The organism is Kluyvera sp. EC_51, from assembly GCF_019584505.1.
GTDB lineage: Bacteria > Pseudomonadota > Gammaproteobacteria > Enterobacterales > Enterobacteriaceae > Kluyvera > Kluyvera sichuanensis.
In genome coordinates, this window is record NZ_VDAG01000006.1 from 186,256 (window position 1) to 203,471 (window position 17,216).

At 57.8% G+C, this 17,216-nt stretch carries 16 protein-coding genes; 7 read left to right on the forward strand and 9 right to left on the reverse strand.

The features are described from left to right. The first annotated feature begins 195 nt into the window (after positions 1 to 195). From FHC49_RS02445 to FHC49_RS02455, 3 genes are all read left to right on the forward strand, one after another. Positions 196 to 1,098 carry a LysR family transcriptional regulator gene (locus FHC49_RS02445; protein ID WP_185669845.1) on the forward strand — a complete coding sequence of 301 codons (903 nt, stop codon included), beginning with the start codon at positions 196 to 198 and terminating at the stop codon, positions 1,096 to 1,098. Between the two features lie 133 nt (positions 1,099 to 1,231). Continuing rightward, entirely contained in the window at positions 1,232 to 2,455 is a 1,224-nt protein-coding gene (locus tag FHC49_RS02450) for a phosphoadenosine phosphosulfate reductase (protein WP_220438484.1), read from the forward strand. After that, entirely contained in the window at positions 2,440 to 3,066 is a 627-nt protein-coding gene (locus tag FHC49_RS02455) for a ParB/RepB/Spo0J family partition protein (protein WP_220438485.1), read from the forward strand. Before FHC49_RS02450 ends, FHC49_RS02455 begins: the two co-directional genes overlap by 16 nt. On the opposite strand, the gene FHC49_RS02460 is transcribed toward FHC49_RS02455, so the two are convergent. The 8 genes from FHC49_RS02460 to entC all read right to left on the reverse strand — a co-directional run bounded on the left by FHC49_RS02460 (position 3,067) and on the right by entC (position 11,803). Further along, positions 3,067 to 4,227, reverse strand: a complete 1,161-nt coding sequence (locus FHC49_RS02460) for a pyridoxal phosphate-dependent aminotransferase (protein ID WP_220438486.1) — start codon at positions 4,225 to 4,227, stop codon at positions 3,067 to 3,069. It lies immediately after the preceding gene. Between the two features lie 92 nt (positions 4,228 to 4,319). Next, on the reverse strand, positions 4,320 to 4,517 hold the full coding sequence (locus tag FHC49_RS02465) for a YbdD/YjiX family protein (protein WP_035895883.1): 198 nt from the start codon (positions 4,515 to 4,517) through the stop codon (positions 4,320 to 4,322). Positions 4,518 to 4,595: 78 nt separating this feature from the next. Continuing rightward, complete coding sequence (gene cstA, locus FHC49_RS02470) at positions 4,596 to 6,701, reverse strand: pyruvate/proton symporter CstA (RefSeq protein WP_185669848.1); 2,106 nt, start codon at positions 6,699 to 6,701, stop codon at positions 4,596 to 4,598. A gap of 262 nt (positions 6,702 to 6,963) precedes the next feature. Beyond that, positions 6,964 to 7,377: a proofreading thioesterase EntH gene (gene entH, locus FHC49_RS02475; protein ID WP_185669593.1), complete on the reverse strand. Its 414-nt coding sequence runs from the start codon at positions 7,375 to 7,377 to the stop codon at positions 6,964 to 6,966. 1 nt (position 7,378) lies between these two features. After that, positions 7,379 to 8,134: a 2,3-dihydro-2,3-dihydroxybenzoate dehydrogenase EntA gene (entA, locus tag FHC49_RS02480; RefSeq protein ID WP_220438488.1), complete on the reverse strand. Its 756-nt coding sequence runs from the start codon at positions 8,132 to 8,134 to the stop codon at positions 7,379 to 7,381. Next, positions 8,134 to 8,988 (reverse strand): isochorismatase, encoded by an 855-nt coding sequence (locus FHC49_RS02485; protein WP_220438490.1) that lies wholly within the window; start codon positions 8,986 to 8,988, stop codon positions 8,134 to 8,136. The genes entA and FHC49_RS02485 overlap by 1 nt, the downstream gene beginning before the upstream one ends. Before the next feature lie 13 nt (positions 8,989 to 9,001). Continuing rightward, a complete protein-coding gene (entE, locus tag FHC49_RS02490; protein ID WP_220438499.1) occupies positions 9,002 to 10,612 on the reverse strand; it encodes a (2,3-dihydroxybenzoyl)adenylate synthase EntE in 1,611 nt (536 codons plus the stop codon). A gap of 9 nt (positions 10,613 to 10,621) precedes the next feature. After that, positions 10,622 to 11,803, reverse strand: a complete 1,182-nt coding sequence (gene entC / locus FHC49_RS02495; RefSeq protein ID WP_220438501.1) for an isochorismate synthase EntC — start codon at positions 11,801 to 11,803, stop codon at positions 10,622 to 10,624. 233 nt (positions 11,804 to 12,036) lie between these two features. Between entC and fepB the strand changes: the two genes are divergently transcribed. Further along, the gene (gene fepB / locus FHC49_RS02500; RefSeq protein WP_220438503.1) at positions 12,037 to 12,996 is read left to right on the forward strand and encodes a Fe2+-enterobactin ABC transporter substrate-binding protein; all 960 of its coding nucleotides are present in this window, start codon (positions 12,037 to 12,039) and stop codon (positions 12,994 to 12,996) included. Positions 12,997 to 13,064: 68 nt separating this feature from the next. Here the strand turns inward: fepB and entS are convergent, their stop codons facing one another. Continuing rightward, positions 13,065 to 14,303, reverse strand: a complete 1,239-nt coding sequence (entS, locus tag FHC49_RS02505; protein WP_185669587.1) for an enterobactin transporter EntS — start codon at positions 14,301 to 14,303, stop codon at positions 13,065 to 13,067. 110 nt (positions 14,304 to 14,413) lie between these two features. Between entS and fepD the strand changes: the two genes are divergently transcribed. Genes fepD through fepC form a run of 3 tightly spaced genes read left to right on the forward strand, consistent with a single transcriptional unit; the run spans position 14,414 to position 17,201 of the window. After that, positions 14,414 to 15,421 (forward strand): Fe(3+)-siderophore ABC transporter permease, encoded by a 1,008-nt coding sequence (gene fepD / locus FHC49_RS02510; protein ID WP_185669586.1) that lies wholly within the window; start codon positions 14,414 to 14,416, stop codon positions 15,419 to 15,421. Beyond that, a complete protein-coding gene (gene fepG / locus FHC49_RS02515; protein ID WP_185669585.1) occupies positions 15,418 to 16,410 on the forward strand; it encodes an iron-enterobactin ABC transporter permease in 993 nt (330 codons plus the stop codon). Before fepD ends, fepG begins: the two co-directional genes overlap by 4 nt. Further along, positions 16,407 to 17,201, forward strand: a complete 795-nt coding sequence (gene fepC, locus FHC49_RS02520; protein WP_220438505.1) for an iron-enterobactin ABC transporter ATP-binding protein — start codon at positions 16,407 to 16,409, stop codon at positions 17,199 to 17,201. The genes fepG and fepC overlap by 4 nt, the downstream gene beginning before the upstream one ends. Positions 17,202 to 17,216 lie beyond the last annotated feature (15 nt).

The window sequence follows — 17,216 nt, forward strand, 5'->3', positions numbered from 1 at the left end:
CTCATCACATGAATATTATTCAATATATATATACATCTATTATTCTACGTAATAAGTGGATCATTAGTCGCGCCTGTTATATATTCAGGTGCAGTTAAATTTCAATGTAGTTTTTCGAACACATGGATAGTTTCGGAAGAGCATGACTCATGTTTCGTCATGTATGCATTTGTAAAAACAATAAAGGAATATCTCATGGCAAATCTTTACAACCTAAAGCGTTTTGACCTTAATTTACTCATTATTTTTGAATGTATATACCAGAACTTGAGTATTAGTAAGGCAGCGCAAACGTTATTTATTACACCTTCAGCCGTTAGCCAGTCGTTGCAGCGACTCCGCGTCCAGTTAAACGACCCGCTTTTTGTGCGCGCTGGTAAAGGTATAACGCCAACGACCGTAGCCGATAACCTGCACTTACATCTTGAAGATAATCTTAACGGTCTTGAACAGACTATTAACATTATGGGTAAAGCTGACCTCAGAAGACGTTTTGTGGTATATGGCCCGCAGCTTCACGCCCAGCCTAAGCTCAATCAATTTATGAACATTCTTCTTGAAGATAGAAATCTTGAGGTGGTTTATCACGATACAGCGACAGAAACCGAAGACATTGAAGAAATAATGAATTATCGCAAGGCTGACGTGGTATTTACCCTGCAACAGCATAGTAATCGTTCATTGGTTTGTGTACCGTTTAGCGAAGCCCAACTCATCCTGGCCTGCAGTCAGAACCATCCACGATTGGGCGACAGCGCAACATCAGAGCAACTTTCACAAGAACGATTCACTCTATATCAGGCACGTGAACATCAGATTAAAGAATTTCAGAAGGCCAATGATTCCGCACAATTAACAGAGAGAGACATTGCGTTCACCTCATCGTCATTAATGGCTATTTTTAACACTCTTAACCACAGTGATTTAGTCGGTATTGTGCCGAAATTTGCATTCGAGCTTTTAAAAGATGTGCTAACACTAAAAGAAATCTCAACAAAAATAATATTACCTTCATTCCCAATATACATGATTTACAGCCGTTCATCGATGAGTCTTCCCTTCTTTTCTAAGATTATAGAAAAAACAAAGAACCTCTAATACATTCACAAAATAAATACATCACCACCATAAATAAAAATACTGCATGTATTATCTTATTTATTACTTCTCATAACAGCGTACTATAATCAGCACCTTATTAGACATCATCGCCATAAAGGATTGCTGATTTATGTCAATCATCAAACTCCCCTTGCCTCTCTCCGTTCTGGAGGCAAGTCGGGAACGGATAAGCTGGACGTTGAATAACCTCCCCCGCGTTTGTATCTCTTTTTCCGGCGGGAAAGATTCTACGGTCATGCTGCATTTAGCCGCCGAACAGGCGCGCCAATCTGGCAAAAAATTCAGCGTGCTGTTTATTGATTGGGAAGCTCAGTTCTCCTATACCATCAATCATTGTCAAAAATTACGCACGCTGTATTGCGACGTGATTGACACTTTTTATTGGGTTGCCTTGCCGCTCACCACCCAAAATTCACTCACCCAATTCAACCCTGAGTGGCAGTGCTGGGAGCCGGGGGCAGAATGGGTCAGGCAGCCGCCTGAAGATGCCATTACCGACCCCGATTTTTTTCCCTTTTATGAGCCAGGCATGAGCTTCGAACTGTTCGTACAAAAGTTTGCCGATTGGTTTTCCCAGCAGCGTCCCGCCGCCGTGATGGTCGGTATTCGCGCCGACGAGTCCTACAACCGCTTTCTGACTATTGCCTCGCAGCGAAAGCGCCGCTTTGCCGATGATAAACCCTGGACGACCGTTGCACCGGGCAATCATGCCTGGTACGTCTATCCGATCTATGACTGGAAAACGGCGGATATCTGGACCTGGTTTGCCAAAAGCAAGCAGCCCTATAACCCGCTCTACGATCTGATGCATCAAGCGGGCGTGCCGCTGCGCTATATGCGTATCTGCGAACCCTTTGGCCCGGAGCAGCGACAAGGGCTGTGGCTCTATCACGTCCTGGAGCCTGAACGCTGGGCCGCAATGTGCCAGCGGGTCAGCGGCGTCCACAGCGGCGGGATCTATGCCGGGCAGGATAACCAGTTCTACGGCCATCGGAAAATCGAAAAGCCGCAGCATCATAGCTGGCGCAGTTACGCCCATTTTCTGCTGTATAGCATGCCGGAAGCCACCGCCGACCACTATCGCAATAAGATCGCCGTCTATCTTCACTGGTATCAAAAGCAGGGATGGGAAGATATCCCAGACAGCCAGGAGAAAGACCTCGGCTCTAAAGACGTTCCGTCGTGGCGACGAATCTGCAAAGTCTTATTAAACAATGATTATTGGTGCCGGATGCTCTCTTTCAGCCCAACAAAAGCCAGCCACTACCAACGCTACCGCAAGCGCATGGCACAGAAGCGTCAACAATGGGGGTTACTATGCAACAAAAACTGATTGCGCAGCTGCAAGGCTATCTACAGACCTTATCGGACGAAGAGAAGATTGATGCGATTAATCAGTTTCGGCAGGCTTTGCACGAGGAGAGCCCATTTCGCGACCAGCCGATTGACTGCGTGCTGTGGGTGAAAGAGGAGCGGGTTTCGCCGAATGACTACAACCCCAACAATATGGCGCCGCCGGAAAAACGCCTGCTCGCCAAATCGCTGGAAGCCGACGGTTTTACTCAACCGATTGTGGTGATAGAGAAAAACAGCAACGCCTATGAGATTGTCGATGGTTTCCACCGCCATCTGCTGTCACAGTCAAAAGCCGCGCTGAAAAAACGCCTACAGGGCTATTTGCCGATTACCCAGCTAGAAAATAGCGACCATTCGCAGCCATCACGAATGGCGGCCACCGTTCGTCATAACCGCGCGCGCGGCCGCCATCAGATAGGCGCAATGTCAGATATCGTGCGCGAACTGAGTCAGCTCGGCTGGGATGATGAGAAAATCGGTCAGGAGCTGGGCATGGACGCCGATGAAATTCTGCGTCTTAAACAAATTAACGGCCTGTGCGAACTATTCGGCAATCGCCAGTACTCACAGGCCTGGACGGTTAAATAGCTACAGCCTGCACAGACGCTCAGCGGCGGCCAGCAGCGTCGCTTCCTGCTTGGCAAAGCACAGGCGAATCAGCTTATGCGGGAACGGTGCTGCACAGAAGACCGACAACGGGATCGCCGCCACGCCAATTTCAGTGGTCAGCCACTGGCAAAAGCTCACGTCATCGAGCTCGGAAATGGCGCTGTAGTCCGCCAGCAGGAAGTAGGTGCCTTCGCAGGGCAGCAACTTCAGTCGACTCTGGCTTAGCGCATCGATGAACAGGTCACGGCGCGTCCGATAAAAATCGGGCAGTTGGCGGTAGTGCTCAGGCTCAGCGCGCAGCATATCCGCCAGCGCCAGCTGTGCCGGGGTATTGACGGCAAAGGTCAGATATTGGTGCACCTTACGCAGCTCGGCGCTTATCGGCGCGGGCGCGACGCAGTACCCCACCTTCCAGCCGGTCATATGATAGGTTTTGCCAAACGATGAAACCGCCACCGCCCGCTCGCGAAGCTGCGGGTGCGCCAGCACGCTGGCGTGTCCGGCTTCGCTAAAGCAGATATGCTCATACACTTCATCGCTGAGTACGTAGATTTCTCGCTCAGCAATGGCCTGCCATAGCGCCTCAAAATCGGCCGCCTGCCATACGGTGGCTGAGGGGTTATGCGGAGTATTGAGAATAACCAGCCGGGTTTTATCGCTCAACGTGTCGGCAAATGCCTGCCAGTCGACGCGAAAGTGCGGCGGCTGCAGCGCGATACGCTTCACGATGCCACCGGAAAGCTCAACCGCCGGCGCATAGCTGTCATAGCTTGGGTCGAAGCAGATAACCTCATCGCCGTCGCGCACCAGCGCGGTAATCGCCGCGTAAAGCGCTTCTGTCGCTCCGGCGGTGACCGTAATCTCATTATTCACGTCCGGCGAGTGGCCATACAGCGCCTGCGTTTTCTCGGCAATCGCTTCACGCAGCGCCAGCGCGCCGGTCATCGGCGCGTATTGGTTTGCGCCCGCGGCGACATGGTGCGCCAGCCGTGCCTGAAGGTAAGTGGGGCCGTCAAAATCGGGGAAGCCCTGTGAAAGGTTGATCGCCTGGTGCTGCTGCGCCAGCGCGCTCATCTGGGTGAAAATGGTGGTGCCGAGGTTGGGTAGCTTGCTTTGTGGGATGAGTTGCTTATTCGTCATTCTTCGTCTGCCGCTCGTGATGCCAAAGTTAACATCAATATAACACGGCGAACGTGTTTGGCAATCAAGACGTTTAGATGTCTAAATAAACGTTAGCAACATTTCGCGCCGCCCTTCCCGCCGTAGCGCGCGTCCTGACGATCGCGGAAAAATTCTTCGTAGGTCATCGGCGTCTGGTCCGGGTGCGTGATGCGCATGTGTTCAACATAATTGTCGTAGTCCGGCACGCCAATCATCATTTTAGCGGCCTGGCCGAGGTATTTTCCGGCTTTCGAAAGCGTATCAAACATCGTTTTTGTCCTTTGGGTAAGCCCGGCGTCGCTGCGCTCGGCCGGGCTACAACTTCATTAAACCACGCGCAAATGAAATTAGTGCGCGCGTTTCGCCTGCGCCACCAGATTCTCCGCATCCGCCGGCATCGGCTCATACGGGGTCTCTTTCGCCGTCGGTTTATCCTCTTTCAATGCCGCCAGTGCGGTTTTGAGTGAGAACAGCGCCAACACGACCACCACCACCATAAAGAAGATGGTCAGCCCGGCATCAAGACGGTTGTTGAACACCAGTTGCGCCAGCTGCGATTCGGTGTACTGCGGCGGAATGTTGCCGCTGTCGATCATCGCCTGGAACTTGTTGGCAATCGCCAGGAAGCCCACGCGGGTATCTTCGCTGAACGACTTCTGCCAGCCCGCTACCAGCGTACACACCAGCAACCACGAGGTTGGTACCAGCGCAACCCACGCGTAGCGCTGACGTTTCATCTTGAACAGTACCACCGCACAGAGCATCAGCGCCATACCCGCCAGCATCTGGTTCGCGATACCGAACAGCGGCCACAGGGTGTTAATGCCGCCCAGCGGGTCAACCACCCCTTGATGCAGGAAGTAACCCCAGGCCAGCACGCACAGTGCCGTTGCCAGCAGGTTAGCGGGCAGAGAATCCGTACGTTTAAGCCCTGGATTGATAACGCCCAGCAGGTCTTGCAGCATAAAGCGCGCCGCACGGGTACCCGCATCCACCGCCGTCAGAATAAACAGCGCTTCAAACAGAATGGCAAAGTGATACCAGAACGACACATCCATCAGGCCGCCCAGCGCCCCGTGAAGGATATAGGCCATCCCCACCGCCAGCGTCGGCGCACCGCCCGCACGAGAAATGATCGACTGCTCACCGACTTCGTTGGCAATTTGATGCAGCAGGTCCGGCGTCACCGCAAAGCCCCAACTGCTGACCACCTGCGCCGCAGAAGCCACCACGTCAACGGTACCGGCTGGTGCCAGCATCGCCATCGGGCTGTTCATCGCAAAGTAGACGCCCGGGTCGATAATACAGGCAGAAACCAGCGCCATGATGGCGACGAAGGATTCCATCAGCATACCGCCGTAGCCGATAAAGCAGGCCTGATTTTCGTTCGCCAGCATCTTCGGCGTGGTGCCGGAGGCAATCAGCGCGTGGAAACCAGAAACCGCGCCGCAGGCGATGGTGATAAACAGGAACGGGAACAGGTCGCCAGTCCACACCGGGCCGGTACCATCAACAAATTTGGTCAGCGCTGGCATGGTCAGCGTTGGACGCATAATCAGTATACCAATCGCCAGCCCAACGATAGTGCCGATTTTCAGGAAGGTAGAAAGGTAGTCGCGCGGTGCCAGCAGCAGCCATACCGGCAGCACAGAAGCCACAAAGCCGTAGCCCACCAGCATCCAGGTCAGCTGTACGCCGGTATAATCAAACCACGGTGCCCAGGTTTCGCTTGCCGCCACCCAGCCGCCGGAAATAATCGCAAACACCAGCAGCACCAGACCAATAACCGACACTTCGCCAATGCGTCCCGGACGCAGATAGCGAATATAAATCCCCATAAACAGCGCCAGCGGAATGGTAAAGGCCACGGTATAGGTTCCCCACGGGCTGTGGGTCAGCGCTTTTACCACGATCATCGCCAGCACCGCCAGAATGATCACCATGATCATAAAGGTCGCCACCAACGCAATGACGCCAGCGACCGGCCCCATCTCCTCTTTCACCAGCTCACCCAGCGAACGACCATCGCGACGGGTGGAAACGAACAGCACCATAAAGTCCTGGACCGCACCGGCCAGCACCACCCCGGCTAACAGCCAGAGCATGCCTGGCAGGTAACCCATTTGCGCCGCCAGCACCGGCCCTACCAGCGGGCCCGCCCCGGCAATCGCCGCAAAGTGGTGACCAAACAGTACTTTTTTGTCCGTTGGTACATAGTCTAGACCGTCGTTATGACGCACGGCAGGCGTCATGCGCGTCGGGTCAACCTGCAGCACCTTTTTGGCAATATAGAGGCCGTAAAAACGGTAGGCGATGAGATAAACGCAGACCGCCGCCACGACGATCCACAATGCGTTTATCTGTTCACCACGATTGAGGGCGATGTAGCCCAGGGCAAACGCTCCGACAATGGAGAGTAACGCCCATATAAGGTATTTCCCTGAATTGTTCATAGTTATTGTCCGTATCAGTAGCAGAGGATGTTACATTTTGTGTCCATAGCAAGCACACTTGATTTAACAACCTTGAAACGAATATGAACAGGAACAACACCCGACATTTACATCACATTGTTAACGGGATCACTTAAGTCAGAAAAACGGATGAGAGATGGCGGAAGAAATTGAGAGGTTCCCGGCGGCGCTTCGCTTGGCCGGGCTACGCCTCGAATTGTAGCCCGGCCAAGCGAAGCGCCGCCGGGATCGGACACAAAACCTAACCCAGCACCGCCGTCCCTAACCGGCAGGTACAGCAACGTCGCCCCTGCTCGTCAAAAACGACAATTTCCCAGCTCTGGCTTTGACGCCCCAGATGCAGCGGCTGGCACACCGCCCGCACCTGCCCTTGAGAAACCGGGCGGTGGTGTGATGCATTCAGTTCGGTGCCCACCACGCACTGCCCCTCGCGGGTCATCAGAAAACCGGCCATCGAGCCCAGCGTCTCCGCCAGCGCCGCCGATGCACCGCCGTGCAACAGGCCGAACGGCTGATGGGTGCGGCTGTCCACCGGCATCACCGCTTCCAGGCTGTCGTCGCCGATATGGGTATAAACAATCCCCAGATGCGCCACCATGGTGTTCTCACTGGTGGCGTTCAATTCATCGAGGGTTAAATGGCGCTTCCAGATCATCCTACGCTCCCAGCGTTGAGCCGCCGTCCACCACAATATCCTGCAGCGTGATGTGGCTGGCGCTGCTCGATGCGAGGAACAAAATGGTGTTGGCAATCTCCTGCGGACGGGCAATTTTCCCCAGCGGAATGCCGAGCTTAAACTGCTCACCAAAGCCACGAATACGCTGCTGCTCAGCGTCGTCACTCACCCACAACACGCGCTGCATATCAGTGTCGGTCGAACCCGGCGAAACGATGTTACAGCGCACGCCCGCGCTGGAAAGCTCCAGCCCGACAGTCAGCGCCAGGCTTTTTAGCGCCGCCTTCGACGCACCATAGGCGCTCATGCCGATACGCGGCGTATGCGCCGCATCGGAAGCGACGGTAACAATTGCCCCGCCCTGCTGACGACGGAACTGTGCCATCGTCTGCTGGAACAGGTTAAACGCGCCGCCGACGTTGACCGCAAAGGTCTGCTGCCAGTCTTCCAGGCTTAACGCATCCGTCGCGCCCATCCGCAAAATTCCGGCGGCGTTCACCAGCACGTCCAGCCGCTCGGTGGTGGCAAGCAGACGTTCGCAAACCTGCGCTACCTGCTTTGCATCCGCCACGTTCAGCACTTCGGTGGCGAATGGATAATGCTCACCATCGAAGGCCAGGTCGAAACCGGTCACCTTCGCGCCCGCCTCCACAAACGCCAGCGCGGTGGCGTAACCAATGCCTTTTCCTGCCCCGGTCACCCACACCGTCTGGCCGTTAAAATCGAACCCGGCCATTATTTCACCTCGCGGGAGAGCAGCGCCCACCAGGCGTCGATGCTTGGATTTTTCGCCAGCATCACGAAGTCGATATCGCCGTGCACTTTACGCCAGCGTGCCGCCAGCGTCATCATGCGCACGGAGTCGAGGCCGTAATCAATCAGGTTGTCATCGTCGAGCGGTTCATCAGACTCATCCAGCAGCGGCAGCACCAGCGCACGCAGCGCCGCTTTGCTGGTTGGCACGGACGGCAGCAGTTCATCGGTCATCACCACGCGGCCGCTACGACCAGCAACATATTTCAGCGACATCAGGTGCTCGTCGCGGCTAAAGTCTGCCAGCGCGTCGGCGACAAAGAACGGCTTAATATCACGCATAAAGGCGTCGGTGGCGGTGGTCATGCAGCCAATGTGCGCATAGACGCCGGTGATAATCAGCTGATTACGCCCGGTCTCTTTGAGCATCTGCTCCAGCGGCGAGCGGTGGAACGCGCTGTAACGCCACTTCACCAGCACGGTATCCTGCGTATCCGGCGCCAGCGCCGCAATCACCCGCTGCTGCTCCGGCGAGCGGGTCAGCCCCGGCCCCCACATATCATTCAGCAGCGCACGGTCTTCATCGCTCTGCTCCTTCGGCTGCGCGGTGTAGTACACCGGAATATCGTTTTTCTTACAGAAGTCACGCAGCGCGGCAATGTTAGCCACCACGGTCTCCATCATTTCGCTGTCCTCGCCCCAGAAGTTGAGGAAATACTCCTGCATATCGTGGATCAGCAGCGCGGCGCGCGACGGTTCAAACGCCCAGTTGACCTTGTTCTCGGGAAGATCCAGCGCGGTTGGTAGCGCGTAGCCCTGTAATTTTGGAATCGCCATGTTGTTCTCTCCTTCAGCCCTGCGAGCGGCTCGCCAGCCACTGACGTAATTGTTTTTTATCGACTTTCCCGACGTGGGTCAGCGGCAGTTCATCTACGCACTCGACGCGGTCAGGCAGTTTAAATTCGGCCACGCCCTGCTCACGCAGGAAACGGCGGACGGCCACGGCACGCAGCGGCTCTTTCACCACCAGATAGGCGCAGCTTTTCTCACCAAGCAGGCTGTCTTCCATGCTGACCAGCGCCGCGTAGACCACCGCGTCATGGCGCAGCAGTAGATTCTCAATCTCTTCAGCGGCAATCTTCTCGCCGCCGCGGTTAATCTGATCTTTCTCACGCCCTTCAACGGTGATGTAACCCTCTTCGTCGATGGAGATAAGATCGCCCGAGCAGTAAAAGCCGTCGGCATCAAAGGCGCAGGCGTTATGCTGCGGGCTCTTGTAGTAACCGCGGAAAGTGTATGGGCCACGGGTCATCAGTCGGCCAACTTCGCCGCGCGGCAATGGGTTACCGTCGGCATCCGCCACCCACACTTCGTCGTCCGGGCACATCGGGTAGCCTTGAGTGTTGAGGATCTTTTCTTCTGAATCATCCAGACGGGTGTAGTTCACCAGCCCTTCCGCCATGCCGAACACCTGCTGCAGCTGGCAGCCGATCTCCGCCGGAATACGCGCCGCCAGGGTTGCAGAAAGACGCGCACCGCCCACCTGGAGCAGCGTCAGCGAACGGAGCTGGGCGTTGCTGCCCCATTCGGTAATCGCCTGCAGCCACAGGCTAACCGCTGGCGGCACCAGCGCCGCGACGTTCACCTGATGCTTTTCAATCAACGGGAAGCAGAGCGTGGCGCTTGGGTCCGCCGCCAGCACCACCGTCCCTTGCGCCAGGAAGACGCCCAGCGCCCCCGGCGAGCTCATGGCGTAGTTATGCGCCGACGGGATCGCGCAGAGATAGCGAGTCTGCGCATCAAAGTGGCAAATCTCATTACTGCGGCGAATGCTGTAGTAGTAGTCGTTGTGGGTGCGGGGAATAAGCTTCGGCGTGCCGGTACTGCCGCCGGAGAGCTGAAAAAAGGCCACTTCGTCGGCAGCGGTTGGCGTTGGGGTAAAGTCGACGGCCGGGCGAGCAATCGCCGCCTCGAGCGCATGTTCGCCCTCACCTTTACGCAGCAGCACCATGCGCAGGGAGCGATGCTGTTCGCAAAACGCGTTCAGGAAACTATCGTCACCAAACAGCGTATGCGAACGGTCGGCAATCAGCGCCGCCGGGGCAATCTGCTCGGCGTAGGCATTCAGCTCGCTGCGCTGATGGCTGAACAGCGCGTTCACCGGCGCGACGCCGATTTTCAGCAGCGCAAACAGCGTAATGTAAAACTCGGCGATATTGCCCAACTGCACCAGCGCGGTTTCGCCACGCTTAAGGCCTTTGTGCTGTAGCGAAGCCGCCAGGTTATCGACGTAGATATTCAGTTGCCGATAGCTAATCTGATGGTCGCCATCAATCACCGCAATTGCGTCGCTACCTGCGTGGCGGGTTAGCATTTCGGTCAATGGCAGATCCTGCCAGTAACCTTTCTCGCGGTAGCGCGCCGCCAGCGCGTCCGGCCAGCGGGTAAATTCTACGGTCATTATGATTCCTTAATGCAGGCCGAAAACATTTAGCATGGTCGAAAGTTTTACGCCGGTTTCGCGCCACTCGGACTCCGGCGATGACGCAGGCACAATGCCCGCCCCGGCAAACAGACGCACGCTATTGGCTTTGACGCGTGCGCAGCGGATAGTCACTACCCACTCGCCGTTACCTTCGGCGTCACACCAGCCGACAATGCCGCCGAACAGGTCGCGCTCGAACGGCTCCAGCTCGGCAATCAGCTGTTTCGCCGCCTGATGCGGGAAACCGCTCAGCGCAGGCGTTGGGTGCAGCAGGCAAGCGAGCGTCAGCGCGTTTTCTTCCGCTTTAGCCTGGCCTTGAATTGGCGTGGCGAGGTGCCACAGGGTTGGCGTGGTGACCAGCTGCGGTGTGCTCGGCAGCGAGAGCTGCAGGCTACGCGGCGCCAGCGTTTTTTTCATCGACTGGGTCACCAGCTCATGCTCGTGACGGTCTTTTTCCGAAGCCAGCAGGCGGTTGCCCGCTTCGCGATCCAGCATGTCGTCCGGCTGACGACGCGCGGAGCCAGCCAGCGGCAGCGAATGGAACAACGAACCCTCTTTGCGCAGCAGCAGCTCAGGGCTGGCGCCCAGCAGCACGCCACCGTCCGGCAGCGGCACGTGGAAGTTAAAGCTCGCCGGGTTTTGCGCCACCAGACGCTCCAGCAGCGCACCGCTGTCCAACGTCTGCTCGGCTTCAATATCAATCAGGCGGGAAAGCACCACTTTATTGACCAGCGGCGTCGCGGTCAGCGCCGCCGCGCGGGCCACCATATCGAGGAACACCGGGCTTTCGGGGATTTCACGGCGCGCCACCACCGCCAGCGGATCGCGCAAGGCGTGGTAGCGGGAAGCGTGTTGCTTTGCGGTACGCGAAAACGCGTCACAGCGTTCAGGGATATACAGCGCGGAAGGCTGCGTGGTGTCGAACGGAATGGCACCAACCATCACCGGATTGGCGATCCCGGCAGCTTTGGCCGCGGCAAACGCCGAGGCTAGCCCCTGCTGGAATGCGCTATCTGGCGCATCACCGCCTTCAGCCGGGCAGGTGAAGCGCTGAAAGCTGCCCGAGGTGGTAAAACTACGGAACGGCGACATAAAGAAAAAGCTATCGGCCGAAAGCGTAGCCTGATGGTGTTGTTCTTGTGTATCCGCAGCAAGTGACGTTTCCATATCATCCTCCAAAAACGATAAAGATATTACGAATAATTATCATTTATATTTTGGTTGGGTAACCTAAAAGTAAACGCCTCGTATGTCAACAGCGCTAAGCAGCATCTTGTGCTTAATAAAAAGCGCGTAGCCCTGATATTGCCCTGCCCCGGCAATGGAAGAGGGCTTGCATCCAGCGCGAACAATAGTTGAAAATGAGAAGCATTAACCAATGACAATCAGGACGCATATCCGTGAACTTCTCCGCTTTATGGCGCACCGTGGCGCTCATCGCAGGTTTCAGTGTTTTAGGAATATCCTCAACCCAGGCCGCCGAATGGCCACGCCAGATTAGCGACAGTCACGGCGTTCACACGCTGGAGCACAAGCCGACGCGCATCGTCTCCACCAGCGTCACCCTCACCGGCTCTCTGTTGGCAATTGATGCGCCGGTAATCGCCAGCGGCGCTACCACACCCAATAACCGCGTAGCCGATGCTCAGGGCTTCCTGCGCCAGTGGGGCGACGTAGCAAAAGCACGCAAGGTCTCCCGCCTCTATATTGGCGAGCCAAGCGCCGAAGCCGTGGCCGCGCAAATGCCGGATCTGATCCTGATTAGCGCCACCGGCGGTGACTCCGCGCTGGCGCTGTACGACCAGCTCTCCACCATCGCCCCAACGCTTATCGTCAACTACGACGATAAAAGCTGGCAGGCGCTGTTGACTCAGCTCGGTACTATCACCGGGCAGGAGAAGCAGGCTGCGGCACGTATTGCCGAGTTTGATAAGCAACTGGCGACGGTGAAACAGCAGATGAAGCTGCCACCACAGCCAGTGAGCGCGCTGGTCTATACCGCCGCGGCGCATAGTGCCAACCTGTGGACCAGCGAATCCGCGCAGGGGCAGTTCCTCTCCCAGCTCGGCTTTACCCTCGCCACGCTGCCGGAAGGCCTGCACGCCAGCCAAAGCCAGGGCAAACGTCACGACATCATCCAGCTTGGCGGTGAAAACCTGGCGACCGGACTGAACGGCAACAGCCTGTTCCTGTTCGCCGGTGACCAGAAAGACGTGGACGCGATTTATGCCAACCCATTGCTGGCGCACCTGCCGGCGGTGAAAGAAAAGCATGTTTACGCATTAGGTACCGAGACGTTCCGCCTCGACTATTACAGCGTAACGCGCGTGTTAGCGCGGCTGTCGGCGCTGTTTGGTTAAGTACCGAGCATTCCCGGCGGTGCTTCGCTTGGCCGGGCTACAGGTTTCCTGTAGCCCGGACGAGGCGGTTACGCCGACTCCGGGATCTCGCGCCGGAACCGCCGCAGTTCTCCCAACGCCAGCAGTAAAATCCCGCCAACTATCGCCAACCCCCAGCCGCTTACGCTTGCCGACGCCACCGGGGTCAACATCGCCCCCAGTCCGCCGAGCAGCGCCGCACCAATGGCATCGCCGGTGACGTTCTGCGCCGTCCACAGCCCGTTAATGCGCCCGAGCATGGCTTCCGGCGTCTGGGTCTGAATCAACGTATATTGCAGCAGCGAACTGATGGCACTCAGCCAGCCAAACAGCGCCAGACAGACCATCCCTAGCGCCCAATGCGGCATCATGGCAAACAGACCGATTGCCACAAACGCGCCGACCGTCGCCAGCAGCATCACCCAGCCCGGACGCTCGTTCTGCGCCAGCCTTCCGCTGGTTAACGCACCAAAAGCCGCCCCCAGCGGGATTGCCGCATACAGCAGGCCAATCTGTGCTGCTGACATCTGCCAGCCCTGCGCCAGCGCGGGATAGAGCACGCGCACGGCGCTGGCCATCGTCACCAACCCACCCAGCAGCGCAATGCCGCCAATCAGCGGGCTACCGAGCAGGAAACGGAAACCGGCCACCAATGAAGTGAACGGATGTTCGCGCTTCTGCGGCGGCGGTGGCAACTGCGGTAAACGCAGCAGCGTCAGTGTGGTAATAAAGGTGCCCAGTGCCGCCAGCAGGTAGTTCCACGATACGCCGCCGGAAGCCAGCAGCAGGCCGCCGACCATTGGCGAAATCACCGAGCCCAGGCGTACCGTCAGCATAGTGATCGCCCCAGCCTGCATCAGGTTTTCACGCCCAACCAGCGCAGGCGTCGCCGCCAGCAGCGCCGTCACGCCCAGCGAGGCAAAGAAGCCATCCCATAATCCCAGCAGATAAATCGCCACCAGCGACGGCTCCGGCAGCAGCGCGTTTAACCACAGGCCGATAAACCCAATACCGCAGGTGCCACGCGCCAGCAGAATCAGTTTGCGGCGCTCGTAGCGGTCCGCCAGCACGCCGCCGACCATCAGCCCGACGAACATCGCCCCGCCGGTCAGCGTGACCGAAAGCCCTACCTGCCAGGTGGAGTGGGTCATCATCTGGATTTGGACGGGTACCGCCACGCCGAGCAGGCCCAGCGAGAGAATGGAGATAAAGCGAGCAATAAAGACGGCGCGAAAGGCCGGATGCGTTTTTAGCAGGCTCAGATTCAGCAGCCAGGATTGTCGATTCATTACAAAACCTTGAACGTTTTTTCTTACCCTTTCCGAGGGCGCTCATGCTAACATAAGCGAATAAGATAGATAACGATAATTACTATCATTATCAAATCAGGGATGTCGCCATGTCGTTTTCCACCCCGGTGCTGCGCGCCCTTGCGCTGCCTGGATTGTTGATACTGCTGTTTCTCGCCGCCACGCTCAGTTTATTGATTGGTGCCAAACCGCTCCCGGTTCACGTCGTTATCGACGCGCTTAGCGGCACCTGCCAGAGCGCCGACTGCACCATCGTGCTCGATGCCCGGCTGCCACGAACGCTGGCCGGTCTGCTCGCCGGTGGTGCGCTGGGGCTTGCCGGAGCGCTGATGCAAACCCTCACCCGTAATCCGCTTGCCGATCCCGGGATTCTTGGCGTTAACGCCGGAGCCAGCTTTGCCATCGTGTTAGGCGCGGCGCTGCTTGGCATCACTTCGCCGCAGGAACAGCTGGCGATGGCCTTTTGCGGCGCGCTGGTCGCCTCGTTAATCGTCGCCTTTACCGGCAGCCAGGGCGGCGGCCAACTGAGTCCGGTACGCTTAACGCTGGCAGGCGTGGCGCTCGCCGCCGTACTGGAAGGTTTCTCCAGCGGCATCGCCCTGCTCAACCAGGATGTCTACGATCAGCTGCGCTTCTGGCAGGCCGGTTCGCTGGATATCCGCACTCTGCAAACCCTGAAAACGGTGCTCATTCCGGTACTGATTGCCGGTGCTGTCGCGCTGATGATGAGCCGTTCGCTTAACAGCCTGAGCCTCGGTACCGACACCGCCACCGCGCTGGGCAATAAAGTGGCGCGCACGCAAATTATGGGGCTGCTGGTGATCACCATTCTGTGCGCCAGCGCGACCTCGGTGGTAGGCCCTATTGCCTTTATCGGCCTGATGATGCCGCACATTTCCCGCTGGCTGGTCGGTTCAGATCACCGCTGGTCGCTGCCGGTCACCCTGCTCGCCACGCCGTCGTTGCTGCTGTTTGCCGATATTATTGGTCGCCTGCTGGTACCCGGCGAACTGCGGGTGTCAGTGGTCAGCGCCTTTATCGGCGCACCGGTGCTGATATTCCTCGTCCGCCGTAAATCAAACGGAGGTGGCCGATGAACGCCCCTTCTCGCCGTCTGGTCGCCAGCTGTCTGCTGCTGGTCGCCGCATGCCTGGTGCTCACGCTGTTGAGTCTGCGCAGCGGTGCGGTCACGCTGGAATTTTCACAGATATTCGCCGCGCTGTTCGGCGATGCGCCGCGTGCCATCACCCTGGTGGTCACCGAATGGCGTCTGCCGCGCGTGCTGATGGCACTGTTGATTGGCGCCGCACTCGGCGTCAGCGGCGCGATTTTCCAGTCGCTGATGCGCAACCCGTTGGGCAGCCCGGACGTGATGGGCTTTAACACCGGCGCGTGGAGCGGCGTGCTGGTGGCGCTGGTCTTCTTCGGCCAGAACCTCACCACCATCACCCTCGCCGCCATGGCGGGCGGCATCGCCACCTCGCTTATCGTGTGGGCGCTGGCGTGGCGCGACGGTATCGAAACCTTCCGGCTGATTATTATCGGCATCGGCATCCGCGCGATGCTGATGGCCTTCAACACCTGGCTGCTGCTGCGCGCGTCGCTGGAGACCGCCGTCTCCGCCGGGCTATGGTTTGCCGGTTCGCTTAACGGCCTGACGTGGGCCAAAATCTGGCCTGCCGCACCAATGATGGTTGTCGCCCTCGCCTGCTCGGCACTGCTGGTGCGCCGTTTACGGCTGTTAGAAATGGGCGATGACAGCGCCTGCGCGTTGGGGGTTCGCGTCGAGCTTTCGCGCCTGCTGCTGATGCTGGTCGCCGTGGTACTGACCGCCGCTGCCACCGCGCTGGCCGGGCCGATTTCCTTTATTGCGCTGGTCGCACCGCACATCGCCCGCCGCCTCAGCGGCACCGCGCGCTGGGGGCTGACCCAGGCGGCGCTCTGCGGCGCGCTGCTGCTGGCCGCCGCCGACTACTGCGCCCAGCAGCTGTTCTTGCCTTACCAGCTTCAGGTGGGCGTCGTCACCGTTAGCCTGGGCGGTATCTACCTCATCGTGCTGCTTATTCAGGAGTCTCGTAAAAAATGACCGACACCGTCGCTCGCCTGCGCGGCGAGGCGTTAACCCTTGCCTACGGGAAAAAGACCATCGCCGAGTCGCTGAACGTCACCATTCCTGACGGCCATTTCACCGCGATTATCGGCCCCAACGGCTGCGGGAAATCGACCCTGCTGCGCACGCTCAGCCGCCTGATGACGCCGGTTCACGGCCACGTCTATCTCGACGGAGAAGAGATCCAGCGCTACGCCAGTAAAGAGGTGGCGCGTCGCGTCGGCCTGCTGGCGCAAAACGCCACGACGCCAGGTGATATTTCGGTACAGGAGTTGGTTGCGCGCGGGCGTTATCCGCATCAGCCACTGTTTACCCGCTGGCGGCAGGAAGATGAGGATGCGGTGCAGAATGCAATGCAGGCTACCGGCATTGTTAATCTGGCAGGTCAGAGCGTCGATACCCTCTCCGGCGGCCAACGTCAGCGCGCGTGGATTGCGATGGTGCTGGCGCAGGACACGTCGATTATGTTGCTCGACGAGCCAACGACCTGGCTTGATATCAGCCATCAGATTGACCTGCTGGAACTGTTAAGCGAATTGAATCGCGAGCGCGGCTATACGCTCGCCGCCGTGCTGCACGATTTAAACCAGGCGTGCCGCTACGCGACGCACCTGATTGCCCTGCGCGATGGGAAGATTGTGGCAGAAGGCGCGCCGAAAGAGATTGTCACTCCGGCGCTGATTGAAGCAGTGTACGGTCTGCGCTGCATGATTATTGACGACCCGGTGGCGAATACGCCGCTGGTGGTACCGCTCGGGCGGCGGTGAATTTTCCCGGGGTCG